This is a genomic window from Streptantibioticus silvisoli, from assembly GCF_027947535.2.
Classification (GTDB): domain Bacteria; phylum Actinomycetota; class Actinomycetes; order Streptomycetales; family Streptomycetaceae; genus Streptantibioticus_C; species Streptantibioticus_C silvisoli.
In genome coordinates, this window is the sequence record NZ_JAAGKO020000007.1 from 155450 (window position 1) to 178521 (window position 23072).

Below are 23072 nucleotides of genomic sequence, written 5' to 3' on the forward strand. Positions count from 1 at the left end.
TACCCCGGCGGGCGCCTGGCGGGCGCCGGCCCGTCGGCCGCGGCCGACGGAGGTGATGTCGGCCGCGGCCACCGCAGGTGATGTCAGGTGCCGCCGGAGATCTTGGCCAGTTCGGTCAGCAGCGCGTCGTCGAACGCCTTGAGGTCGTCGGGCTTGCGGCTGGTGATCAGCGTGTTGGGCCCGGAGGTGCAGACGACGACCTGTTCGTCGCGCCAGGTGCCGCCGGCGTTGGTGATGTCGGTACGCAGGCTGGGCCACGACGTGAGGGTCCGGCCGGAGACCACGCCCGCCTCGACCAGGGTCCAGGGGGCGTGGCAGATGGCCGCCACCGGCTTGCCCAGGTCGAAGAACGCCCGCGCGAAGCCGACGGCCGCCGCGTCCGTACGCAACATGTCGGGGTTGGCGACGCCACCGGGCAGTACCAGGGCGTCGAAGTCCGCCGGGTCGGCGTCGGCGACGGTCTCGTCGACCGGGAAGGTGTCGGCCTTGTCCAGGTGGTCGAACGCCTGGATCCGGCCGGAACCGGTCGAGACGAGCCGGGGCGTACCGCCGGCCTGCTGGACCGCCTGCCAGGGATCGGTCAGCTCGATCTGCTCAACGCCCTCAGGGGCTACGAGGAAGGCCACCTTCATACGTGCCACGTCCTTCCGACAGCTGGGAACCGGTTGCCGGCGCGGCTGCCCGCGCCAGGCTGCCGCGTACCCGTCCGGATCGGTACGAAACGGCGGGACGGTCGGCGCCGGGACCGCCGGGGCCGGGCGCGCGGGGGGTACCGGCGGGCGGCGGGCCTGGTACGGGACGGGTGGTCCCGCTCAGCGCACGTGCCGGGGCGGCCCCTGGTGCGGGTTGGGCGGAACCGCTCAGCGCACGCTGACCGTCGCGCCGCCGGTCAGGCCCCCCGCGGCGACCGTGACGACCGCGCGGCCGGGGCGCCGTGCGGTGATCCGGCCGGTGACGGGGTCGACCCGGGCCACCCGGGGGTTGCCGGAGGACCACACGTGGGCGACCGGATCGGCCAACGGGACGTCGCCACCGGTGACTTGGCCGCCGGTGGCGACCGCTGCGGCGTGGCCGCCCACCGTGAGGGCGGTGCGGGGCGCGGTCACGGTGATGGCGGACAGCACCGGTTCGACGGTGAGGCCGACCGTGCCGCGCGGCGAGACGTGCAGCAGCACGACGGCGGACAGCCCGTCGCCGCCCGCGGCCGGCGCCAGCGACGGCAGGGTCAGCTGGGCGACCCCGCCGGCCGCCGCGCCGGCCGTGTCGCCCGCCGGGTCGATCAGCCGCTCGCAGAAGCGTCCGGCGCCGCCGTACACCATCAGCGCGTGCCGCCCGGGGTGCGCGTTCTGCCAGCGCTGGACCAGGCGCACGTACATCCGCGCCTCCCAGGCGTCGGTGAACCCCGCGCCGTGCGCCGGGTCGGGCGGGTAGGCCGGCCGTGCGGTCGCCAGCACCACGGTCGGCGCGGTGGAACGGGTCAACCGGTCGATGAGCCAGGGGTATTGGGCCTGCTTCGGGCTCCGGTGCGGATCGGGGGCGAGCAGGCCGCCGCGGGCACTGTCGGTCACCAGGACCTCGGCGCCGCCCACCGTGTAGGCGTAGGGCGCGGCGCCGAAGCCCCGGGCGAAGTCCCCGTCGCGCGCGGCGCCGTCGGTCTCGCCCGCGCCGATCGCCTGGTGGACGGTGCCGCCGAGAGCCGCGGTCGCGGTGGCCACCGCGGTCAGGGCGGCCCCGGTGCCGTCGGCGGACATGTCGCCGAGGAACTGCGCCTGGGCCGGCCGGGCGACCGCGGGCAGCGTCGGCAGGCGCTGCGCCACCGACGCCAGCGCGGCACCGCCGGGCGAGGCCCCCGCCGCCGGCAGCCGGGCGCCGGCGGCGGCCAGCAGGGTCGCGCCGCCCGCGGCGAAGGCGGCGGCGCTCTCGTCGTACCGCAGCCAGGAGGAGGCGGGCAGCGGCGTGCTGGGAGCCGGGGCGGGGCGCGGGCGGGGCGGGTAGAGCGCCAACAGGCCGCTGACGTCGAGCGATCCGGCGGTGCGGGGGCCCGGGCCGACGGCGAGGAGGTCCAGGTGGCCGACGGTGAGCGGGAAGGCGAGGCCCGGCGGCAGCAGGGCTACGGCCAGCCGCCAGCCGTGCCAGGTGACGTGCGTCGGATACAGCGTGGTGCGTGCGCCGTCGGCGCCGACGCAGGACTCGGCGAGTTCCAGGCCGCCCGCGTCGCCCCTGACCCACAGGCCGGTCCCCGCCGGCTGCCGCCCGTCGGCATCGGGCCCGACGCGCAACGGCTTGGTGGCGGTCAGCTCGAGCTGCCTGACGCCGCTGCCGGCCGGCATCGTGTAGTCCAGCCGCAGCGACCCCGAGGCGGTCGAGCCGGGCGGTACGGCCCCGGGGTCGGCGGCCAGGGTGGCCGGTTCGCCGGTGCTGTTGGCGGACAGCCGCCAGGTCGCGGGGTCGTCCACCGGGTCGACGGCGCGGGCGAGGTCGCCGACCGCGACGCTCGCGGTGGCCCGCGCCCCGGCCGCCTCGGCGGTCACCGGGTCGAGTCCGGTCCCGGTGGCGGACGCGGTGAAGACCCCGTGGGCGTCGAACGTCCCCAGGCCGGGCCTGCCGCTGCGCCACGCGGCGGCATCGGCGGGGACGGCGGCGGCGACGCCGTCCCGGGTGGTGCCGGCGAGGGTGAACGCCTGGGTGGCGCCGGCCGGGAGATCGGGGGCGTTCGGCGCGAGCGTCAGCGTGGCGAGCCGGTCGACGACGCGCAGCGGCTGCGAGGCGGTCACGCCGCCGTCGCGGGCGACGATCCGGCCGGTGCCGGCCCGCGACGGTGTCAGCCGCCCGTCGCGCCAGCCGGCCAGCGACGCCGGTTCGACGCGGACCCGGGGCGTGCCGGTGGCCGGGCCGCCGAGCCGGTCGGTGGCGTACACCGGGACCGGGATCGAGCCGCCGGGCACGGTGGTGACCGGCCGGCCGCCGCCGATGACGACCCGGGCGGGCGGACCGGGGCGGGCGGCCGTGGCGTAGACGAACACCCCGTCGCCGACCGGACGTTCCGCGTTGCCGGTGTCGGAAGGGGTGCCGGCCACGCTGACCGCGCGGTCGCCGGGGCGGCGGGTGACCATCTCGGTCGAGCCGCCGCCGTCGAAGAGTTCGGCGGTGTACGCGCCGTGCGCGACGAGGTATCCGGCGACCTGGGCCGCGGTGACGCCGAAGGCGGTGGCCTTCCCGGCCCGGCCGTCGAGGGTGACCAGCAGCGCGTGCCGTCCGTCCCGGCTGACGCCGACGGCCGTCTCCGGGTTGGTGCCGGTGGGCGGCGTCCCGGTGGGGTCGTCGTGGACCCGGCCGTCTTCCACCAGCATCGTCACGCCGCTGATCAGCTGGGTGAGGTCGTCGTCCGGTGCGATGGACGTCGCCGTCGTCACGGTGTCGCCGGGGTGGACGGTGTCCGCCAGCCACCGGCCGCCGGCGCCGGCGCCCAGCAGCGCGGTCCGCCCGGCGGCCAGCCGGTCCAGCGACGTCACGCCGGTGCGGACGCTGTCGACGCCGATGGCGCCGGTGCCCGCCCGGTGGCCGAGGACCACGGTCGCGGAGGGCAGCCCGGTCGCGGCGCCCAGGTACGGCGTGGCCTCGGTGATGCCGCCCGCCGCGAGGTCGGCGACGGTGTTGACCGACGTCAGGGCGTGCCGGGCGGTGCCGTCGCCGAGGGTTCCGCTGAAGGTCTGCGGGCCCATCACGATGCTGCCGTCCGGCCGTACCCCCAGTTGCGCGGCGAACCCGGGCCTGGGCGTCTTCATCAGCCGGCCGTCGCTGATGACCCCGCCGAGGGGCCGGCCGGTGCCGTGGATCTCGAAGTAGTCGCCGTTGACACCGGCCACCGCGTGCGTGCGGCCGGCCATCGAGGAGACGGTCTCGTCGGCGGGGTCGGTGACGACGTCGCCCGCCTGCACCACGCCGACCCGCACGTGGGGGTCGGCGAGGTCGACCGACAGCACCTGCGTGTGCTGGCGGCCGCCCAGCGTGTCGTAGGTCTCGGAGTAGTGCGTGACCCCCCGGGTGACGGTGTCGGCGCGGGTGCGCGTGTAGTCGAGGACCTGCGGCCAGCCGGCCGGCGTGGCCGGCAGCCAGGAGGGTGCGGCGGGCGCGGCGGCCGGCGGAAGGCGGACCGGGGCATCGGCCGGCCGCGCGGCGGGGAGCGGGCGGGCCGCGGCGCCGGGGGCCGCGGCCACGGCCGCCAGCAGGGCGGTCAGCGCGGCGACGGCGGCCAGCGCGCGGCGTCCCGGGGCGTGCGGGGCTCTGCTGCGTTCGGTCACGGCCGCCTCCGGTGCGGGTACGGGGGCGGGCCGTGGTCCGGCGACCGCTCCGCGGCTGCCCGTTCCGGCACGGCCGCCACCTCGGGCGGGGCGGAACGGGTTCACGACGATCAGGTGCCGCCGGGAGCCGCCGGGTGGACGGCGGGCGGCGAGCCAGCGGGGCGCCGGGCGAACAACGGGCGGCGGGGCGCCGGGTGATCCGGCGTCAGCGGCCGGCGGCCGGCGCGGTCAGTCGACCTCCATCGTGCCGTACGACGGCTGCCCGGCCGGTTCGTACGTGGTGATGACGACCCCGGTGCCGGTGACGGCCGGCGGCGCGGTCAGGCGCAGGGCGGCCGGGACGGTGCCGTCCTCGAACAGCCGCCGCCCGGAGCCGAGGACCACCGGGAAGGTCAGCAGCCGCAGTTCGTCGACCAGGCCGTGCCGCAGCAGGGTCTGCGCGAGGGCGGTGCTGCCGTGGACCTGGAGTTCCCGGCCGGGCAGGCGTTTGAGGGCGGCGACGCCCTCGGCCGCGTCGCCCTCGATGAGGGTGGACCCCGACCACGCCAGCCGGGGCCGGGTGCGGGAGGCGACGTACTTCGGCAGGGTGTTGAGCGCGGCGGCGATCGGGTCGTCGGGGTCGGTGCTGCGCGGCCACGACGCGGCGAAGATGTCGTAGGTGCGCCGGCCCAGCACGAAGGCGTCGGCCGCGCCGAACCACCGGCCCACCACCTCCCCCATCACCTCGTCGTGGAACGGCACGAGCCAGCCGCCGCAGCGGAAGTCGCCGGTGGTGTCCTCCGCCGGGCCGCCGGGGGCCTGCGTCACCCCGTCCAGGGTGAGGAAACTGGTCATCGTCAACCGCATGCCGCGGCCTCGCTTTCGTCCGCGCCGGTCGTCCGGCCCGCCGCCCCAGTAAAGCCGCCGGGGCCTGCCGGGTCCCGGCGGCGCGCACCGCGGGACGGCGGACGGCGGACATCTGCTCCGGGAGAGTGAACGCCAGCAACTTCCCCCGGTGAGCGCAGTTGTCCAGTTCGCTCCGCCACGAGAGCGCTTCGGTACCGGAAGGAACACTCGCGTGATCAAGAAGATTCTCGCCACCGCCGCGGTGGTCGCCGCCGCCGCCGGTGTCACGGCCGCGCCGGCCATGGCCGTCGACAACGACCACGGGCCCAGTTCCTCCAACGGCACGGGCGCGCAGCAGGCGTACGGGAACACCACCACCGGGGGCCTGATGAGCCCGCAGGTCGGCCTGGTGCAGGGTTCCGCCAACAAGCTCTGCGTCGGCCTGCCGCTGAAGGCGGACGCCACCTCGCTGGTCGGCGTCCTGGTGCCGGTCGGGGTCCAGGACATCCTGACCCAGCCGCAGATCCAGCAGTGCGCGGAGAACTCCAGCCAGGTCAAGGGCGACGACCCGCTCTCGCACATCGCCGACCACATCCCCGTCCTGTCGGCCAACGGCGCCAACAGCTGACGTCCCCGCACCGCGCCGCCGACCACCGCGCCACCGCGCGGTCCCGGCGGCGCGTCCGGATCCGGGTCCGTATGACCGGGGTGCGTGCGCCGGACACCTCGCCGCGGCGTTCGGCGGCGTGGCCGCATCCGCGCGAGCGCCGTCCGTACAGGTGGGCGGCGTGTCCGGGGTGACTCGGCACTGTCGCCCGGCCCGGAGGGCGTTGCCGGGAGCCTCGCGGTCGTATTACCTTGATGTCAAGATGCACGACGTCAAGGCATCCGGAGGACGGGCCCATGCCGATCGACTTCCACGACGAGGCGCAGCGCCTGACCTACGCGGCCCGCGACGCCGGCGCCGCGTGGCGCCACGCGATGCGCGCCCTGCTCGACCCGGCGGGCCTGCGCGTCGCGGACATCGGCTGCGGCGGCGGGGTGTACTGCGCGGCATGGCGGGACCTGGGCGCCGCCCGGGTCGTCGGTGTCGACTTCTCCGCCGCGATGCTCTCCGGCGCCCGTGAACGCCTCGCCGGAGTCGACGGCGTGACGCTGCGGCAGGGCGACGCCTGCGCCACCGGCCTGGACGACGCGAGCGCCGACGTGGTCTTCGCCCGCGCCCTCGTGCACCACCTCGACGACCTGACGGCGTGTTTCCGCGAGGCGGCCCGGATCCTGACGCCGGCCGGCACGCTGATCGTGCAGGACCGCACCTTGCAGGACGCGGTACGGCCCGGCTCCCCGTCCCACCTGCGCGGCTACTTCTTCGAGGCGTTCCCCCGGCTGCTGGACGTCGAACGCGCCCGCCGCCCCTCGCGGCAGGCGGTCGGCGACGCGCTCGCACGGGCCGGGTTCGCCCGGGTACGCACCCGGGCGCTGGCGGAGGAACGCCGCACGTACGACGACCGCGCCGAGGTCCGCGACGACCTGCTGGCCCGCACCGGGCGCTCCATCCTGCACGAACTCCACGACGCCGAACTGGCCCGCCTCGCCGACCACGTCACCGCCGCGCTGCCGAGCAGCGGCCCCATCCACGAGACGGACCACTGGACGGTCTGGGCCGCGACCCGCTGACGTCGGGGGTACGGGCGCCGGCCGGCCCCGCCGCGCCTTTCGGGACGCCGGTGCGCCGGGACGCAGACAGCCAGCACGGCACCGGTGCGAGCCGTCAGCCGGCCGGCGAAGGACCACCGCCCGCCGGTGCGGCCGCGTGGGGTGCGGGATGTCAGTCCTCGGCCTTCAGTTCCGCCAGGGCCGCCGCGTCGCGGAAGACGTCCCGCAGCATCGCGGGGGTGAGCCGGCCGGTGGCGATGTTGCGCCGGCTGGGGTGGTAGCAGCCCAGCAGGCGCAACGTGCCGGTGCCGTCGGTCAGTTCGACCGCGCGGGCGTGGCCGAAGGCCGGGCGGGGACGCGGAATCCGCCAGCCGGCGTCGGCCAGGACCGGCAGCAGCGCCTGCCAGCCGAAGCCGCCGAGGACCACCACGACCCGCAACGTGGGCCGCAGCAGGGCGAGTTCACGGGCCAGCCAGGGGCGGCAGGTGTCCCGTTCCGCGGGGGTGGGCTTGTTGTCGGGCGGTGCGCAGTGCACCGGCATCGCGATCCGCACCCCGCGCAGGCTCAGGCCGTCGTCGGCGGCGGTGGACGTCGGCCGGGAGGCGAGGCCGACGTCGTACAGCGCGGCGAAGAGCACGTCGCCCGACGGGTCACCGGTGAACGCCCGGCCGGTGCGGTTGCCGCCGTGCGCGGCCGGGGCGAGGCCGACGACGGCGAGCGCCGCGTCCGGCGGCCCGAACCCCGGGACCGGCCGGGCCCAGTACTCCTGGTCGCGGAAGGCCCGGCGCCGGACCCGGCCGGTCTCCTCGCGCCAGGCCACCAGCCGGGGACAGGCCCGGCAGCGGACCACGGCCTCGTCCAGCGCCGCGACGTCCGGCGCGGCCGGGGCGCGGCGGGCCGGGAAATCCGGGTCGCCGGGTTCGGGACCTGCCGTCACAGCAACCCGCCTTCCCGCGCCGGGCGCGTGATCGACTTGCCGGGGTGCGGCGGCGGGTGTGCGCTGGATGGACGGGGAGGCAGGAAGGAGCGGCACCATGTCCACGCACCCCACGGCCCTGCGCCGTCTGTCGTCCCGGCATCGTTCACGTTCATCGGGACCATCATCGCGCCACGGGGGCCACCGAGCGTCGTTGCCACGCGTGTCGGGGGCCGTCGCGGTGCCGGCGGCGCTGGCGGTCGTGTACTGCCTGTACGCCGCGTTCGTCGCCGGTGACAACGGCTGGTCCACCGGCCTGACCTGGCTGATCGCCCTGGTGTCGGCCGCCGTGCTGTTCGTGCTGTGCTACGCGGTCGGCCGCTGGCAGCACGGACGCCAGTCGGAGACGGTCGCGGTGGCCTACGCGGTGCTGCTCGGCGTCGCGATGGGCTATCTGCTGAGCCTCAACTCCCATCGTTCGGTGATGAGTTCGACGGGCGTGGCGCTGCTGAGCGCGCTCGCCTTCGGCGCGTCGGTGTACTACATCGCGCACACGAACATGCAGAACCGGCGGGCCCGGCGGCGCGGACGCCGGCTGTCCTGACGGACCGCCCGCACCCCGCCGCCCCGGCCGGACGCGACGCGCCCGCGCCGGGCGCGCGACCGCCGGCGGCCGGAGACCGGGGCTCGAACGCGGAGGTGCGTCATGGGCCGACACCACCAGTTCCACGCCGACCATGGCGGACACTCGATCACCGTGACCGTGCGTTCCGGGGTCTCCCGGGAGGTCGATCTGCTGGTGGACGGCAAGGAGGTCGTCCACCTCGCACCGCGCGGCGCCGGGACCACGCTGGTCGCCGGTGAGCTGCCCGACGATCCGCCGCTGCCGTTCCGCGTCACGGTGCACCAGCCCAGGTTCGGCTCCGGGCTGCCGCAGTGCACCCTCCTGCTCGGCGGCGTCGAGACGCCGCTGCCGGAACGCGCGGTCGCCTGACGTCCCCTGCGGTACGGGCCCCGGGGCACCGGCGCCGTGGAACCCCGGCTGCCACGCGTTCCCCGCCACCGCACGCCTCCGCCACGGCTGCGCTGCACGGCGCGTCCCCGCCCCGCGCGTGCGCCCGCCGCCTCAGTCGATCAGCGGGCTGCGGCGTTCGACCAGGACGACGTCGCGCCAGACGCCGTGCCGCCGGCCGACGCGGTGGCGGGTGCCGATGACGCGGAAGCCGGCCCGGGCGTGCAGGGCCAGGCTGGCCGCGTTCTGCGGGAAGATCCCGGACTGCACGGTCCACACGCCGGCCGCCTCGGTGGAGGCGATGAGCGCGTTGAGCAGGGCCGCCGCCACCCCGCGACCGCGGGCGGCGGGGTCGACGTAGACGGAGTGCTCGACGACCCCGGCGTAGCAGGGGCGGGCGGAGACGGCCGAGGCGGCGATCCAGCCGATGACGTGCCCGTGCACCGGGTCGAGGGCGACGTACCGGTGGGCGGGCAGCTTCGCGGCGTCGAACGCGGACCACGCGGGCACGGCGGTCTCGAAGGTGGCGTCGCCCTCGTCGATGCCGGCCCGGTAGATCTCCAGCACCCGGCCGGCGTGGCCGCCGGTCATCGGCACGACGAGCGGCGCCGGAGCGCGCCCGGCCGTCACGGCGTCCGCCCGGCGAGGTAGCGGTCCTCGGCGGCGTAGTCGAGCAGCGGCGCGAAGTACTCCTCGTCGGCGCCGGGCAGCACGTGTCCGGCGGCGCCGGGGCGGGCGGCGGCGGCGAGGCGGTCGATCGCGACCCCGGCGAGCGCGGCGTAGTCGCCGGCCGGGACGTAGCCGAGCGCCTCGGCGGCGGACATGTCGAGCCGCAGCGGATACGGGGTGTTCCACGGGTGGTGGCCCAGGCCGTCGTGGTCGCCGTCGAGCAGGACCTCCCGCCAGCGGTGGCCGAGGCGGGCGGCGACCAGCCGCACGACGTCGAGCCCGGTGGGCGCGTCGGGATCGGCGCAGTTCAGGACGCGGGCGGCCGGGCGGGCGGCGACGGTCTCGACCAGGGCGGCGAGGTTGGCGGCGCCGGTCAGGTGGACCGGGCGGGCACCGCGGTGGGCGAGCAGGACGGCCGGGCGCCGGTCCAGGGCACGCTTGACGAAGACCCACTCGCGCGGCCGGTCGCCGCCCTCGCCGTGCACCTGGGAGGGCCGCAGGACGGTCACCGGCAGGCCGCTGTCGAGCAGCACGTGTTCCGCGGCGACCTTGTTGGCGCCGTAGCCCTCGCGGGTACGGTAGTCGCCGTCGCCGGGCGGGACGGTGGCCTGCGTCTCGGGGACCGGGCCGGTGAAGACCGGCGCGACGTCGGAGTTGACGTGGTTGCCGAACGCGTCGGCGTAGACCCCGCGCGCGGAGATCATCACACCGCACGCGGTGTCCTTGAGCAGCGGCAGCAGCAGCCGGGCCTGCGCGGCGGTGTAGCACAGGCAGTCCACGACGAGGTCGGCGCCGGGTCCGAGCGCGCCGGCCAGCGAGGCCGGGTCGTCGCGGTCGACGGTGACGAAGCGGGCGCCGTCGGCGGCGAGGCCGGCCGGCATCCGGGCGGCGTCGCGGGCGGCCAGGTCGACCTGCCACCCGGCGTCGAGCAGCCGGCGGGCCACGGCCCGGCCGATCAGGCCGGTACCGCCGAGTACGAGAGCGCGGGACATCGCAGGATCGTATCCCCCGAAGCTCCCACGCCACCCCCGGTTGTTCGCCCGCCCCGCGACCGCCCACCACCCCACCCGCCGAGAGAACGCGTCACCCGGTCGACTCCCGTGCGTACGAGGCCCGGTCACCTACCGGAGGCGTCAACTCCGGTACGTGCGAGGCCGATGCGCACACGGCCGACGGCGGGTTCCGCAGGCGCCGGGCCGACCAACACGCACGCGTGAGGTCCGCGAGGGCAGTCGGGCGCGAAACGGTGGCGGGGGCCGACCCACGCGCACGCGTGAGGTCCTGGAGGCGCGCGCCGGCGGGGTCAACTCCGGTGCCGGGTAACGCGCCGGGCGCACCGGGGGCGCCGACTCCGGTACGCACGAGGCCGGTCCACACCCCGGCCGGGGCAACGTCCGGACGCACGAGGGCGGCTCGGCTCGCGGGTGGCGGTGTCGGCGACGCCGGTCGCAACGTCCGGACGCGCGATGGCGGCTCACCCTCCGAGGGCGCCAACTCCCTTGCGTACGGCACGAGTCCACGCACCCGCCGCGTCAACTCCCGTACCCGCACCACCGACCGCGCACCGCCCAACAGCACCGCGCGGACGGCGTGCCGTCTCAGCGGCCGCGCGGTACGTACATGATCACGCCGACGCCGATCAGGCAGATCACCGCGCCGAGCACGTCGAAGCGGTCGGGGCGGTAGTGGTCGGCGACCATGGCCCAGATCAGGGAGCCGGCGACGAAGACGCCCCCGTAGGCGGCGAGGATGCGGCCGAACTCGCTGCTGGGCTGGAGGGTGGCCACGAAACCGTAGACGCCGAGGGAGACCACGCCGGCCACGATCCAGCCGATGCCGCGGTGTTCGCGCACGCCCTGCCAGATGAGCCAGGCGCCGCCGATCTCGAAGACGGCGGCGAGTACGAACAACGCGACGGAACGGGCGGTGAGCACGGCGGACTTCCCTGCTGGCGGTCGGACGCCCCGGCCGACGGGGGCGGGGCGGGGCGTAGGCAGTCTAGGGTCGGGACGCTCCGGCGCGTCGCTCCCCCGGCGCCCGGCCGGGAGGTGCCCCCGCACCGCGCCGGGCCCCGCTGACCGCACCACCCCGGCCCGCCGGACGCGGACTACGTGCGCGGTGCGCGCCACATCGGCCACAGCGAGGGGCCGCCGGGCAGGTCGACGCTGGTGCCGGTGAAGACGAAGCCGAGGCGTTCGTAGAGCAGGCGGCTGCGCGGGTTGCTGGCCTCCAGGTAGGCGGCGACGCCCTCCCGGTCGCAGCGGTCGGTGACGTGCGTGATCAGGGCCCGGCCGAGGCCGCGGTCGCGGTGGCCGGGCAGGGCGCCGATGATCGGCAGGTAGTAGTGCGGCTGCGACGGGTGCGCGGCGGCCGTCAACTCCCCCACGATTCCGCCGCGTTCGGTGCCGCCGGCCTCGGCGAGCCGGCGTGCGAACGCTTCGTCGCCGGCGGCGTCGCTCTGCGGGGCGCCGTCGGTGCCGACCGGCATCCACAGCGCGGCGGCGGTCAGGTCGCCGGTGACGTCGACCCAGCCGTCGCGCAGGGCCGCGTCGAGGAAGACGCCGAAGAAGGCCGGGTGGACCGCGCGGCGCTGTTCCTCGTCCGGGAAGACCCACTCGCTGACCGGGTCCCGCATGAACGCCTCGCCGATCAGCCGGGCCACGGCGTCGCGGTCGGTGGCGGCGGCCCGGCGGACGGCTATCGGCGGGGCGGAGGTGTGCGGTGGCGTCATGGCTCCTCGGTTCGGTACGCGTGTTCGGTGCGGGCGCCGGGGTACGGCCGCGGGTGCCCGGTTCGGCTCCGCGGGCGCGCCGGTACACCGGCGGACGCCGGGGCACGGCTGCGGTTCGACACGCCCACGGTGCCATGCCGCCGGCGGGAGCGGGAACCGATCGGGGAAGATCAACCGCCCGGGAGCCGGGCGGGGCGGGACGAGTTGGACACGGTCCGCCGTTCGCCGATGTGGCGATGCGACCGCCCGACGTGGCGGCACGACCGCCCTCACAACGTTCCGGAGTCCGCGTGCTCCTGGGACGACCGCCGAGCCGAAGCGCGCCAACACCCGTCGCCCGAAGGGTGGTTGACGACCGCCGGGCGAACCAGGGCGCACCGCGAGGGGGTCGGTGGGGCGTGCCCCGCCGGGAGGAGACCCTGTCCCTCGGCGTCCGTCGTCGCCGGCGTCAGGCGGCGGGCGGGGGGCCGATGCGGGAGACCAGCAGGGCCACGTCGTCCGGCTCGTTGCCCTGGCGCAGCGTGTCGAGCAGCAGGTCGCAGGTCTGCTGCAACGGGCGCTCCGGTTCGCCGAGCAGCGCCAGCAGGTCGTCGAGGCCGGCGTCCAGCGACTGGTTGCGGGTCTCGACCAGGCCGTCGGTGTAGAGCACCAGCTGGTCGCCGGGGCGCAGTTGGATCGCGGTGATCTCGAACGGCACGCCGCCCACGCCGAGCGGCACGCCGGTGGGCAGGTCCAGCAGCCGGGGCGGTTCACCGGGGCGGCTCAGCGCCGGCGGCAGGTGGCCGGCGACGGCCACCCGGCAGATCCGGGTACGCGGGTCGTGGACGGCGTAGACGCAGGTGGCGATGCCGGCCTCGAGACCGGAGGTGATCTTGTCGAGCTGGCGGAGCAACGCGTCGGGTTCCAGGTCGAGTTCGGCCAGGGTGCGGGTGGCGGTGCGGACCTGGCCCATGGTGGCGGCGGCGTTGATGCCGCTGCCCATGACGTCGCCGACGACCAGCGCCGTGCGGTCGCCGGTGAGGCTGATGACGTCGAACCAGTCACCGCCGACCTGCGTGGGGCCCTCGGCCGGCGCGTAGCGGTAGGCGATCTCCAGGCCGGGGCGTTCGGGCGGCTGGTGCGGCAGCAGGTGCCGTTGCAGAGCGAGCGCGGCGTGCCGCTGTTTCTGGTACCAGCGGGCGTTGTCGATGCAGACCGCGGCGCGGGCGGCGAGTTCGGTGGCGAGCGTCTCGTCGTCCTGGGTGAACGGCAGCGGGTTGCGGGCGCGTTTGAGGTCGAGGGCGCCGAGCACCTCGCCGCGGGCGATCAGCGGAACGGCCAGGTAGGAGTGGACGCCGGCCTCCGCGAGCAGCCCGGCGGCCTCCTCGTCGCGGGCGATGCGGTTCAGGTCGCGCGGTGTGACGTGCGGGACCATGACGGCCCGGGCGGTGGTCACGCAGCGGGTGATCAACCGGTCGGGGTCGTAGTTGGCGACCTCGCCGGGCTGGTCGGCGGCGCGGACCGCGAGGGCGGTCCGGGCGGCGGCCACCGCCAGGGCGCGGAACGCGGCGGGTTCGCGCTGTCCGGAACCGGCGGCCCGGTCGCCGCGGGCGCCGTTGAGGACGCTGTCGAGGACGTCGACGGCGGCGACGTCGGCGAGGGCGGGCACGCACAGGTCGGCGAGTTCGTGGGCGGTGCGTTCCAGGTCCAAGGTGGTGCCGATGCGCTCGGAGGCGTCGGCGATCAGGGCGAGGCGGCTGCGGACGGTGGCGGCCTCGCTGGCGGAGCGGTAGCGCTCGGTGATGTCGACCACGGAGGCGGCCAGGCCCAGCACCCGGCCGCCGGGGCCCTCCAGACGGTAGAACGAGACCGACCAGGCGTGGTCGGCGCCCGGGTCCGCGGCGGTACGGCCCAGGACGTGCTGGTCGACCAGCGGCCGGCCGGTCGACAGCACCTCGCGCATGGCGGAGGTGACGGTGTCGTTGTCCAGCTCGGGCAGCGCCTCGGCGCTGGTGCGCCCGAGGTGGGCCGCCTCGGGGACGCCGTTGATGCGTTCCAGGGCCGGGTTGACGCTGACGAATCGCAGGTCGGTGTCGAAGACGGCCAGGCCGATGGGCGACTGGGCGACGAGCCGGACGGACAGCGCGAGACCGGTCTCCATCTCGCGGACGGCGGTCTCCTCGGCGGCCAGGCCGAGGGCGTAGGCGCGGCCCTCGGCGTCGCACAGCCGGGTGCCGCGCAGCTCGACCCGGCGGATGCGGCCGTCCTTGTGCCGGACCGGGAAGATCCCGGCCCAGGCGCCGGTCTCGTTCATCATGCGTTCGAACAGCGCGACGGCGTCGGGGGCGTCGCCGTCGTCGACGATGAGGTGGTTGGCGTAGTGGCCGAGGGCCTCGGCGGCGGTGTAACCGAGCAGCTTCTCGGCCTGCGGGCTCCACAGGGCGATGCGGCCGTCCTCCTCCAGGACGACCGCGGCGACCCCGAGGTCGTCGAGCAGCCCGGTGGTGGGCGGCCGGACCTGGCCCGCCCCGTCGTGCGGGATGCCGTGGCCGGCGCCCTCGGGCGGTCCGGTGGCAGCCATGCGACCCTCCGTCCGCCGCGGTCGCCGAACCGCCCAGGACAGGGTTCGGCGGTCCACCGTCTCCCATCGTGCCTCCGCCCCGGCGGCACCGCAGCGCGAGGCGGCCTCCCGCCCCGGCGCCCGCGCGGCACGGCGTCGCTTCCCCCTCGGCGACCCCGGCGCGCGGTCGGGCGCCGGGTGCGGCACGGTGGAGTGCGGGCCGGGGCGGACCCCGGCCGGCGGGCGGGTCGCGGGAGGTGGAGCGCGTGGAGCCGCTGGAGGCGCTGGAACGGGTGGCGTTCCTGATGGAACGGGCCGGGGCGTCGACGTACCGGGTCAGGGCGTTCCGTAACGCGGCCGGGGTGGTGCGCGGGATGTCGCGGCGGGAGCTGGCGGACCGCGACCGGGCCGGGACGCTGGGCTCGCTGACCGGGATCGGGCCCGCCACGTCGAAGGTGATCGCGCAGGCGCTGGCGGGCGGCACGCCGGACTACCTGGCGACGCTGGAGGAGGAGGCCGGGCGCGTCGGCCCCGATCCGGCGGCGGGCGGGGCGCTGCGGGCGGCGCTGCGCGGCGACTGCCACCTGCATTCGAACTGGTCCGACGGCGGCAGCACCATCGACGAGATGGCGCGGGCGGCGCGCGGTCTGGGGCACGAGTGGGCGGTGCTGACCGACCACTCCCCCAGCCTGACGGTCGCGAGCGGGCTGTCGGCGGACCGGCTGCGCGAGCAGCTGGACCGGGTGGCCGAGGTCAACGCGCGGCTGGCGCCGTTCCGGCTGCTGACCGGCATCGAGTGCGACATCCTGGCGGACGGCTCGCTGGACCAGGAGCCGGAGCTGCTGGACCGGCTGGACGTGGTGGTCGCCTCGGTGCACTCCAAGCTGCGGATGGGCCCGGCGGAGATGACCGAACGGCTGCTGCGGGCGGTGCGCAGTCCGCTGGTGGACGTGCTGGGCCACTGCACCGGGCGGCTGGTCGGCGGGCGAACCCGGCCGCAGTCGCAGTTCGACGCGGCCCGGGTCTTCGCCGCGTGCGCCGCGTCGGATACCGCGGTGGAGATCAACTCCCGCCCCGACCGGCTCGATCCGCCGCGGCCGCTGATCCGCGAGGCGCTGGAGGCCGGGACGCTGTTCAGCGTGGACAGCGACGCGCACGCCCCCGGCCAGCTGGACTGGCAGGGGTACGGCTGCGCCCGCGCCGAGGACTGCGCGGTGCCGGCCGAACGGATCGTGACGACCTGGAGCGCGGACCGGCTGCTGGCGTGGACGGGCGCCGGGCGCTGAGGGGGACGCGGCGGAGGCGGGGACCGCGGGCGGGGACGCGGCGGAGGCGGGGGCCGTGGGCGGGGACGCGGCGGAGGCGCGGGCCGGGGCGGGGGGACGCGGCGGAGGGCATCCGTGGAACGGCACCGGTGGTCGGTGACGTCGAACGGCGACCGCGCATGGCACCGCGGACGGCACCCGTGAACCGCTCTCGGCACCGCACCCGTGGACGGCCCCCGTGGACGGCGACGTCGAACGGCCTCAACGACAGCACCGCCGCCGATGGCACTGTCCGCAGCGCCGTCATCAGCACCGGATCACGTCCCGGAGCGGCCGGACCACGTCCTACGGCGGTCAGACCACGTCCCACGGCGCGCCGGCGTACAGCCGTATCAGCTCGGCCACGCCCGGCGCGCCGGACGGCAGGACGGTGTCGTCGATCCGGCAGACCGGCCACACGCCCCACGAGTTGACCAGCACCGCCGCGTCGAACCCGCCGACGTCCGCCAGTCGCACGGTCCGCCGCTCGGCCCGCAGCCCGGCGTCCGCCAACCGCCGTTCCAGCACGCCCATCCCGGTGCCCTCCAGAGCCGGCGCGTCCGGCCACACCAGCGTCCGCCCGGACAGGAAGCCGATGTTGGCGACCGCGCCCTCACTGACGACGCCGCCCGGCCCGGTCAGCAGCGCGTCGTCGAAGCCGGCCGCCCGCGCCAGCCGCCCGAAGTACGCCTGGCCGAAACCGCCGAGGTGCTTCAGGTGCGCCGCCGGCCGCTGGTACGCCACCGACATCAGGCTCTGCGGCTCGCGCGGCGCCTCCGCCGGGGCCCGCGCCGCCACCAGCAGCGAGACGTCCACCGCGCCGGCCGGCCGGAAGACCACCACCCGCACCGAGGCGTCGGCGGGCCCGCCGGCCAGCGCGTGGCGTATCGCCTCCCGCACCCGCCCGCCGTCGAGGCCGCCGCCGAACAGCTCCCGGGTCGCCGAGTCCAGCCGCCCCAGGTGCAGGTCCAGCCCGCGCGCCGCGCCACCGCGCACCTGCATCGCCGTGAAATGGCCGAAGTTGCCCGTCGCCAGCGGCAGCACCGCTTCGGCGGTCACCGGACGGCCGTCGATCTCGTACCGCTCGCTCATTCCGCCGACCCTAGCCACTGCCCGCCACCGCTGTCAGGAACCTGAGGGACCGTCCGGTACGCGACCCCGGCGCAACGTCACGGGGGCGCGGCGTCACCGTGGGTGTGGCGCCACCGGGGGCGTGTCGTACCGGTCGCGACGGCCGAGGGGCCGTGGGCGGGTCAGGCGTTCAGCGCGGAGCGGTCGCCCATCACGATGACCGGGTGGGCGGCGGGGTTGAGCGCCTTGAGCAGTTCGACCATGTGCGGCTTGGACAGCGTGACGCAGCCGTGGGTGGGGCCGCCGTGGTCGACGTGCACCCAGATGCCCTGGCCGCGGCGCGGGCCGAGCGGGGCGCGCGGGTCGAGGGGTGAGGAGCCGGGGACCCGGTTGTAGTCGATGGCGACGACGTAGTCGAAGGCGTCGGTGAGGGGTTCGCCCTCGAAGCCGGTGCCGACGGCGCGGAACGCGGTGGAGTGGTCGTAGGGCATCCGGCTGCCGGGGTTGGCGTACAGGCCGCCGGCCGCGCTGAGGGTGTAGACGCCGATCGGGCTGTGCAGGTCGCCCTCCTGGTGGTCGGTGTCCCAGCCGCGCAGCGCGTTGTGCGCGGGCCAGGCGGCGCCGGGGTGCCAGTGGCCGCGGGCGTCGCGGGTCCACAGCGTGGCGACGGCGACGTCGGAGTGCGAGCTGTCGCCGGCCACGACGAGGGCCTGCCGGGCGCCGGCCGGGATGCGGGCGGCGAACGCGCTGCCGATGCCGGGGCGGACCGGGGCGTCGGCGGCGTTGTCGGCGTTGTCGCGGTGGACGGCGCGGCGGCTGCCGGCGGGGGTGGCGGCGTGCGGCTGGGCGGCGGTGTCGGCGCGCAGGGCCTCGGCCGTCGGGCGGCGGAACAGGGCGGGCGAGCTGCGGACCGCGACCGTGCCCAGGACGCCGACGCTGACGGCGGCGAGGACGGCGACGCGCAGCCTGCCGTGGCGGACGCGCGGTGCCCGGTGACGTGCCCGGGGCGCGCCGGGCCGCGTGGCGGTCCTGGCGTCCGGGGTCTCGACCACTCCGTCGGACCAGGTCGGTCCGGCGGAACTGGCTTGTCGGGGCACGCTTCCTCCTCGTCGGGTCTGCCGGTTCCCGTACCGTTCGGCGTTCCGGGTTTGGCGGGGTTGTCCGATGGGAACGCCGATCGACACCTTAGACGCGCCGGGCCCCCGCGCTCGAACTCCGTCCCCCCGTCCGGCGGTCGGCGGGTGCGCACGTCAGCGGCCCGCGGGGGTGCGCGACCGGCTCAACTGGGCCGGTGGGAGCGGCTCGTTCGCCGGGCGCAGCGGGGGCCGCCAGGTATTCGTCACACCGCGTGGTCCGGGCGTGTCGCGCCACCCGGACGAGCGGAACCCGCCTGGCGGTTGACCCGAAGGGGGTCGGCGTACGACAGGCGTTCGACCGCGACGACGCGAAGACGCCGCCCGGCGCGAGCGGGTGCGGGAGCCGGACCGCGCGACGGCATCCGCCCGCCGCACGGCACCGGGTGCACCCCCACCGGAGGACGGGCGGAACGGTGAAGTCGACGCGGGCCCGCGCGGGCGGAGCGGGCGTCGGCAACTCGCCCGTCCCGCACCGCCGTACACGTTCCCCCGGGCGAACCGCGCCCGGCCGGCGGGGCGCTGCCGGTGGCCGGGCCGGGGCCGGGGCGTTTCGGTGGGTCGTGCCGGCGGCGGCGAAAGATACCCGGAACCGGGACAACACAGGAGTTGCGCGGCGGCGGGGACGCGGGCAGGCTTCCTGGTGCCGGAAGCAGGACAGGCGGAGGGGTGCGCGATGACGGGACCGCGGTCCGAGTGGCTTCCGCCGGGCCTCGACCAGGGGACGCCGGACGCGGCCCGGGTCCACGACGCCTGTCCGGGCGGATCGCACGACGTCGCCGCCGGCCGGGAGAAGGCCCGCCGGGCGGACGGGCCGCGCCCGGGCCTGCCGCCCGTCATGCGGGCGGACCGCGGCCTCCCGCGCCGGGCGGTGCGGTATCCGGCGGAGCGCGGCCACCGGCGTCTCCCGGACATCCCCGGTGCGGTGGGCGGGCGTCCGGTGCGGATGGCCGGCCCGGCCGGGGCGGGTGTGCCGGGGTGAACGCCGGACCGCGGGGCGGGGACCTCGACGGCCGCGCGCGGTTCCGTACGGCGTGGGCCGGGCTGCTGCGGGACCCGCACGGCGGTGCGGTGCCGCCGCGGGCGCTGGAACCGCTGGCGTCGCGCACCGCCGCGTTGCTGCTGCGGGCCGGCCAGGGCGACGCGTTCGGCCCGGAACCGGCCCGGCAGGCGGGTGCCGAACTGGTCGACGCGCACTGCACCGACCCGGCGCTGCTGGCCGACGCGGTCGTGCTGCTGCACCGGTTGCCGTGCCCGGCGCGGCGGGCGGCGGCGGTGGCCGGGGCGTTCGCGGCGGGCTGGGCGGCGGCGCTGCGGGACCGCACGCTGCGCGAGCAGGAGGCGGTCCGGCTGGCGGTGGACCTGGCGCGGCAGGGCGCGGAGAAGGCGCTGCGGGCGTCGCAGGCCCGGTTCAGCGCGGTGTTCGAAACGGCCGCCGTCGGTATCGGGATCGCCGGGGTGGACGGCACCGTCCTGACCGTCAACCGGGCGCTGGAGGAGATGTTCGGCGCCGGGGCGCGGCAGTTGCGCGACGTGAAGGTCACCGACCTGGTCCATCCGCAGGACACGCCCGGGGTGTGGGAGGCGTACGAGGAGCTGGTCGCCGGCCGCCGGGAGCACTTCCGGTACGACAAGCCGTTCTACCGGCCGGACGGCACGGTGGTGTGGACGCACCTGACGGTGTCGCTGGTCCGCGACGAGGACGGCGTGCCGTGCTACCAGGTGGCGATGCTGGAGGACATCACCGAGCGCCACCGGCTCCAGGAACGGCTGCGGTTCCAGGCGACGCACGACCCGCTGACCGGGCTGCCGAACCGGATGGCGTTCTTCGAGCGGCTGGAGGCGGTCTTCGACGCCCCGGAGCCCGACGCGCGGTTCGGGCTGTGCTCGGTGGACCTCGACGGGTTCAAGGCGATCAACGACAGCCTGGGCCACGAGACCGGTGACCGGCTGCTGGCGGCGGTGGCGGAGCGGCTGCGGGCGGTGATCGGGCCGCTGGGGCATCCGGTGGCGCGGCTGGGCGGTGACGAGTTCGTGGTGCTGCTGGAGCGCTGCCGGGGACGGCAGGACGGTGTGACGGTGGCGGAGGCGGTGCTGGAGGCGTTGTCGCGGCCGTTCCTGGTCGGCGACCAGACGCTGGCGGTGCGGGCGAGCATCGGGGTGCTGGAGCGGCCGGTGGCGTCGACCACGCCGGGGGCGGCGGTGCGGGCGGCGGACCTGACGCTGTACCGGGCGAAGAAGGAGGGCCGGGGCCGCTGGACGGTGTTCGACCCGCAGCGCACCGCGATGGCGGTCAGCCAGTACGCGATGTCGGTGCGGATGCCGATGGCGCTGGACCGCGGCGAGTTCTTCATCGACTACCAGCCGCTGTGCGCGCTGGCGGACGGTTCGCTGACCGCGGTGGAGGCGCTGGTGCGCTGGCGGCACCCGGAGCTGGGGGTGCTGGGTCCGGACGAGTTCGTGGCGACGGCGGAGGAGACCGGGCTGATCGTGCCGCTGGGCCGGTGGGTGCTGGAGCGGGCCTGTGAGCAGGCGGCGCACTGGGTGGAACGTTTCGGCACCGCGGCACCGCGGCTCAACGTCAACCTGGCGGTGCGTCAGGCGCGGCATCCGGCGCTGGTCTCCGACGTCGGGCGGGTGCTGCGCGAGAGCGGGCTCGATCCGGGCCGGCTGTTGCTGGAGATCACCGAGACGGCGGTGATCGGGCCGGACGACCACGCGTTGCAGGCGCTGCACGCGCTGGTGGACCTCGGCGTGTCGCTGGCCGTGGACGACTTCGGCACCGGCTGGTCGAACCTGTCGTACCTGCGCGACCTGCCGGTGTCGGAGCTGAAGATCGCCGGCGCGTTCATCTGCGACCTGCACGGCGCGTCCGGCCCCGACGCGGTCGGCTGGCGGATCGTCGGCGGCCTGGTGTCGCTGGCGCACACCCTGGGGCTGACGGTGACGGCTGAAGGCGTCGAGACGGCCTCCGACGCGGCCCGGCTGCGCGCCATGGGCTGCGACACCGCGCAGGGCTGGTACTACGGGCGCCCGGCACCGCCGCAGGAGATCTCCCGGCGCATCGCCGACGGGCTGCGGGGACCGGCCGCCGGCTGACGGCGCGCCGGACGGCGGATCCCAGGTTCACCCGGCGGGCGGCGCGCCGGTGTCCCGGAGCGGCGGCGGGGGGATACGTGCAGGATGCGCGCAGTCCCCGCCCGCCTCGTCGGGCTCATCAAGCGGCGTAACGAGCCGGTTCTCGTACAGTTCGTCCGCTCCACGGTGGCCGCGATGCTCAGCTACGTCGTCGCGCTGCACCTGGTGTCCAACCCGCGTCCGCTGACCGCGCCGCTGACCGCGCTGCTGGTCGTGCAGGTCACCCTCTACACGACGCTGACCACCGGGGTGCGCCGGGTGCTGGCGGTGGTGGCCGGCGTGCTGATCGCGGTCGGCTTCAGCGAGGCGCTGGGGCTGCGGTGGTGGAGCCTCGGTCTGATCATCATGACGGCGCTGCTGATCGGCCACGCCATCCGGGTGGACGAGTTCGTCGCCGAGGTGGCGATCAGCGGCATGCTCATCCTCGGCGTGTCCACCCCCGGCAGCCAGGCCTGGGACCGGGTCGCCGAGACGCTGATCGGTGCCGGGGTCGGCGTGCTGCTCAACGCGTTCTTCGCCCCGCCGGTGTTCGTCCAGACGGCCGGCCAGGCGGTGCAGGACCTCGCCGAGTGGATGGCGTCGCTGCTGCGCCGGATCGGCAACGACATGGCCCGGGGCGCCGCCGCCCGGCAGGCCGCGTCGTGGCTGGCCGAGGCGCGCACCCTGGACAACGAGATCTCCCGCTTCGACGCCTCGCTGCGCCGCGCCGAGGAGAGCACCCGGCTCAACCCCCGGGTGCGGCAGGGGGCGATGGCCCGGCTGGTGCTGCGCAGCGGTCTGGACACCATGGAGGTGTGCGCGGTACTGCTGCGCGCGGTGTGCCGTTCGCTGCGGGACCTGGCGCCGGACAACGACGCGGGCGAGTCGCTGTACGAGGGCGAGGTGGCCCTGTCGCTGGAGCGGCTGATGGACCGTACGGCCGCGGCGGTCGACAACTTCGGGCAGCTCATCACCGCCCAGGTCAGCGCCGGGGCCGACCAGGCCGAGGAGGAGCTGGCCCGGGCCCTGCGGGAGGGCCGCGCGGAGCGCGACCGGCTGGCGGCGATGCTGCGTGCCGAGACCGAGCGGAACTGGGAGGGCTGGGAGATGCACGGCGCGCTGCTGGCCAGCATCGACCGCATCATGGACGAACTCGACGTCGAGCGGCGGTCGCGCTGGCTGGCCGAGCAGGTCGGCGCGGACAAACCGGTGCCGGGCGCCATGGTCAACCGGCTGCGGCGCGGCGCCCGCTCCGCGTCGTACCGCCTGCGGCGCGGCCCGGGCCCCCGGGGAGGCTGAACGCGCCGCCCGGCGCACCCGGCGCGGCGGCGGGCGCGCGCCTACGATCGGGGCATGGCGCTCATCGCGATCACCCGGCGTTGCGAGCTGCCCGCCGAAGAGGCGTGGCGGCGGCTGACCCGGTGGGAGGGGCACGCCGCACACGTGCCGTTGACGCGGATCGTCGTCGAGACCCCGCCGCCGAACGGGCCGGGAACCCGGTTCACGGCGCGCACCGGGGTGGGCGCCGCCGGGTTCGACGACCCGATGGAGGTCGTGCGGTGGCAACCGCCGCTGCCGGGGGCGGCGGGGCATTGCCGGCTGGAGAAGCGCGGCCGGGTCGTCACCGGGTGGGCGCAGATCGAGGTGGCGCCGGACGGCACCGGGTGCGTGGTGCGGTGGCGGGAGGACATCCGGGTGCTGCGGCTGCCCGCGGTGTTCGACGGGCTGACCGCGGCGGGCGGCCGGCTGATGTTCGGCCGGGCGGTGGACGGGCTGCTGGCCGGGTCCTGAGCCTCGC

At 76.4% G+C, this 23072-nt stretch carries 20 protein-coding genes; 9 read left to right on the forward strand and 11 right to left on the reverse strand.

What is annotated here, in order from left to right:
- Positions 1-83: 83 nt before the first annotated feature.
- From POF43_RS07755 to POF43_RS07765, 3 genes are all read right to left on the reverse strand, one after another.
- Positions 84-632: a type 1 glutamine amidotransferase domain-containing protein gene (locus POF43_RS07755; RefSeq protein ID WP_271318383.1), complete on the reverse strand. Its 549-nt coding sequence runs from the start codon at positions 630-632 to the stop codon at positions 84-86.
- A 228-nt stretch (positions 633-860) separates the two neighbouring features.
- Positions 861-4301, reverse strand: coding sequence for a phosphodiester glycosidase family protein (locus POF43_RS07760; protein WP_282704473.1), 3441 nt, complete (start codon positions 4299-4301; stop codon positions 861-863).
- 228 nt (positions 4302-4529) lie between these two features.
- Positions 4530-5135 carry a dihydrofolate reductase family protein gene (locus tag POF43_RS07765; protein WP_271324254.1) on the reverse strand — a complete coding sequence of 202 codons (606 nt, stop codon included), beginning with the start codon at positions 5133-5135 and terminating at the stop codon, positions 4530-4532.
- 223 nt (positions 5136-5358) lie between these two features.
- On the opposite strand from POF43_RS07765, the gene POF43_RS07770 reads away from it, so the two are divergent.
- Together POF43_RS07770 and POF43_RS07775 are read left to right on the forward strand one after the other, a co-directional pair.
- Entirely contained in the window at positions 5359-5754 is a 396-nt protein-coding gene (locus tag POF43_RS07770) for a rodlin (RefSeq protein WP_271316008.1), read from the forward strand.
- 275 nt (positions 5755-6029) lie between these two features.
- On the forward strand, positions 6030-6803 hold the full coding sequence (locus POF43_RS07775; protein ID WP_271324255.1) for a class I SAM-dependent methyltransferase: 774 nt from the start codon (positions 6030-6032) through the stop codon (positions 6801-6803).
- 151 nt (positions 6804-6954) lie between these two features.
- Here the strand turns inward: POF43_RS07775 and POF43_RS07780 are convergent, their stop codons facing one another.
- Positions 6955-7719 carry a uracil-DNA glycosylase gene (locus POF43_RS07780; RefSeq protein WP_271316010.1) on the reverse strand — a complete coding sequence of 255 codons (765 nt, stop codon included), beginning with the start codon at positions 7717-7719 and terminating at the stop codon, positions 6955-6957.
- 202 nt (positions 7720-7921) lie between these two features.
- On the opposite strand from POF43_RS07780, the gene POF43_RS07785 reads away from it, so the two are divergent.
- Complete coding sequence (locus POF43_RS07785; protein WP_271316011.1) at positions 7922-8302, forward strand: hypothetical protein; 381 nt, start codon at positions 7922-7924, stop codon at positions 8300-8302.
- Between the two features lie 102 nt (positions 8303-8404).
- The gene (locus tag POF43_RS07790; RefSeq protein ID WP_271316012.1) at positions 8405-8692 is read left to right on the forward strand and encodes a hypothetical protein; all 288 of its coding nucleotides are present in this window, start codon (positions 8405-8407) and stop codon (positions 8690-8692) included.
- Between the two features lie 132 nt (positions 8693-8824).
- Here the strand turns inward: POF43_RS07790 and POF43_RS07795 are convergent, their stop codons facing one another.
- From POF43_RS07795 to POF43_RS07815, 5 genes are all read right to left on the reverse strand, one after another.
- Positions 8825-9301, reverse strand: coding sequence for a GNAT family N-acetyltransferase (locus POF43_RS07795; RefSeq protein WP_271316013.1), 477 nt, complete (start codon positions 9299-9301; stop codon positions 8825-8827).
- A gap of 35 nt (positions 9302-9336) precedes the next feature.
- Positions 9337-10371: an NAD-dependent epimerase/dehydratase family protein gene (locus POF43_RS07800; RefSeq protein WP_282704474.1), complete on the reverse strand. Its 1035-nt coding sequence runs from the start codon at positions 10369-10371 to the stop codon at positions 9337-9339.
- A gap of 606 nt (positions 10372-10977) precedes the next feature.
- Complete coding sequence (locus tag POF43_RS07805) at positions 10978-11313, reverse strand: YnfA family protein (RefSeq protein WP_271323358.1); 336 nt, start codon at positions 11311-11313, stop codon at positions 10978-10980.
- Between the two features lie 173 nt (positions 11314-11486).
- The gene (locus POF43_RS07810) at positions 11487-12110 is read right to left on the reverse strand and encodes a GNAT family N-acetyltransferase (RefSeq protein ID WP_271317152.1); all 624 of its coding nucleotides are present in this window, start codon (positions 12108-12110) and stop codon (positions 11487-11489) included.
- A 448-nt stretch (positions 12111-12558) separates the two neighbouring features.
- Positions 12559-14670 carry a SpoIIE family protein phosphatase gene (locus tag POF43_RS07815; RefSeq protein WP_271323359.1) on the reverse strand — a complete coding sequence of 704 codons (2112 nt, stop codon included), beginning with the start codon at positions 14668-14670 and terminating at the stop codon, positions 12559-12561.
- Between the two features lie 245 nt (positions 14671-14915).
- Between POF43_RS07815 and POF43_RS07820 the strand changes: the two genes are divergently transcribed.
- Positions 14916-15935: a PHP domain-containing protein gene (locus POF43_RS07820; RefSeq protein ID WP_271323360.1), complete on the forward strand. Its 1020-nt coding sequence runs from the start codon at positions 14916-14918 to the stop codon at positions 15933-15935.
- Between the two features lie 333 nt (positions 15936-16268).
- Here POF43_RS07820 and POF43_RS07825 read toward each other — a convergent pair whose 3' ends face one another.
- The gene (locus tag POF43_RS07825; RefSeq protein WP_271316146.1) at positions 16269-17045 is read right to left on the reverse strand and encodes an aminotransferase class IV; all 777 of its coding nucleotides are present in this window, start codon (positions 17043-17045) and stop codon (positions 16269-16271) included.
- A gap of 161 nt (positions 17046-17206) precedes the next feature.
- Positions 17207-18121, reverse strand: a complete 915-nt coding sequence (locus POF43_RS07830; protein ID WP_271316145.1) for a L,D-transpeptidase family protein — start codon at positions 18119-18121, stop codon at positions 17207-17209.
- A gap of 712 nt (positions 18122-18833) precedes the next feature.
- On the opposite strand from POF43_RS07830, the gene POF43_RS07835 reads away from it, so the two are divergent.
- The 4 genes from POF43_RS07835 (at position 18834) to POF43_RS07850 (ending at position 23065) form a co-directional block, all read left to right on the forward strand.
- Complete coding sequence (locus POF43_RS07835; protein WP_271316144.1) at positions 18834-19139, forward strand: SAM-dependent methyltransferase; 306 nt, start codon at positions 18834-18836, stop codon at positions 19137-19139.
- Entirely contained in the window at positions 19136-21256 is a 2121-nt protein-coding gene (locus POF43_RS07840) for a putative bifunctional diguanylate cyclase/phosphodiesterase (protein ID WP_271316143.1), read from the forward strand. Before POF43_RS07835 ends, POF43_RS07840 begins: the two co-directional genes overlap by 4 nt.
- 84 nt (positions 21257-21340) lie before the next feature.
- Positions 21341-22573, forward strand: coding sequence for an FUSC family protein (locus tag POF43_RS07845; RefSeq protein WP_271323361.1), 1233 nt, complete (start codon positions 21341-21343; stop codon positions 22571-22573).
- Between the two features lie 54 nt (positions 22574-22627).
- A complete protein-coding gene (locus tag POF43_RS07850) occupies positions 22628-23065 on the forward strand; it encodes an SRPBCC family protein (RefSeq protein ID WP_271323362.1) in 438 nt (145 codons plus the stop codon).
- Positions 23066-23072: the final 7 nt, after the last annotated feature.

Bases quoted from the DNA above. Each gene is read 5' to 3' on its own strand.
- POF43_RS07755 (WP_271318383.1), bottom strand. From the start codon at position 632: ATGAAGGTGGCCTTCCTCGTAGCCCCTGAGGGCGTTGAGCAGATCGAG.
- POF43_RS07765 (WP_271324254.1), bottom strand. From the start codon at position 5,135: ATGACCAGTTTCCTCACCCTGGACGGGGTGACGCAGGCCCCCGGCGGC.
- POF43_RS07775 (WP_271324255.1), top strand. From the start codon at position 6,030: ATGCCGATCGACTTCCACGACGAGGCGCAGCGCCTGACCTACGCGGCC.
- POF43_RS07790 (WP_271316012.1), top strand. From the start codon at position 8,405: ATGGGCCGACACCACCAGTTCCACGCCGACCATGGCGGACACTCGATC.
- POF43_RS07795 (WP_271316013.1), bottom strand. From the start codon at position 9,301: ATGACCGGCGGCCACGCCGGCCGGGTGCTGGAGATCTACCGGGCCGGC.
- POF43_RS07800 (WP_282704474.1), bottom strand. From the start codon at position 10,371: ATGTCCCGCGCTCTCGTACTCGGCGGTACCGGCCTGATCGGCCGGGCC.
- POF43_RS07810 (WP_271317152.1), bottom strand. From the start codon at position 12,110: ATGACGCCACCGCACACCTCCGCCCCGCCGATAGCCGTCCGCCGGGCC.
- POF43_RS07815 (WP_271323359.1), bottom strand. From the start codon at position 14,670: ATGGCTGCCACCGGACCGCCCGAGGGCGCCGGCCACGGCATCCCGCAC.
- POF43_RS07825 (WP_271316146.1), bottom strand. From the start codon at position 17,045: ATGAGCGAGCGGTACGAGATCGACGGCCGTCCGGTGACCGCCGAAGCG.
- POF43_RS07835 (WP_271316144.1), top strand. From the start codon at position 18,834: ATGACGGGACCGCGGTCCGAGTGGCTTCCGCCGGGCCTCGACCAGGGG.
- POF43_RS07845 (WP_271323361.1), top strand. From the start codon at position 21,341: ATGCGCGCAGTCCCCGCCCGCCTCGTCGGGCTCATCAAGCGGCGTAAC.
- POF43_RS07850 (WP_271323362.1), top strand. From the start codon at position 22,628: ATGGCGCTCATCGCGATCACCCGGCGTTGCGAGCTGCCCGCCGAAGAG.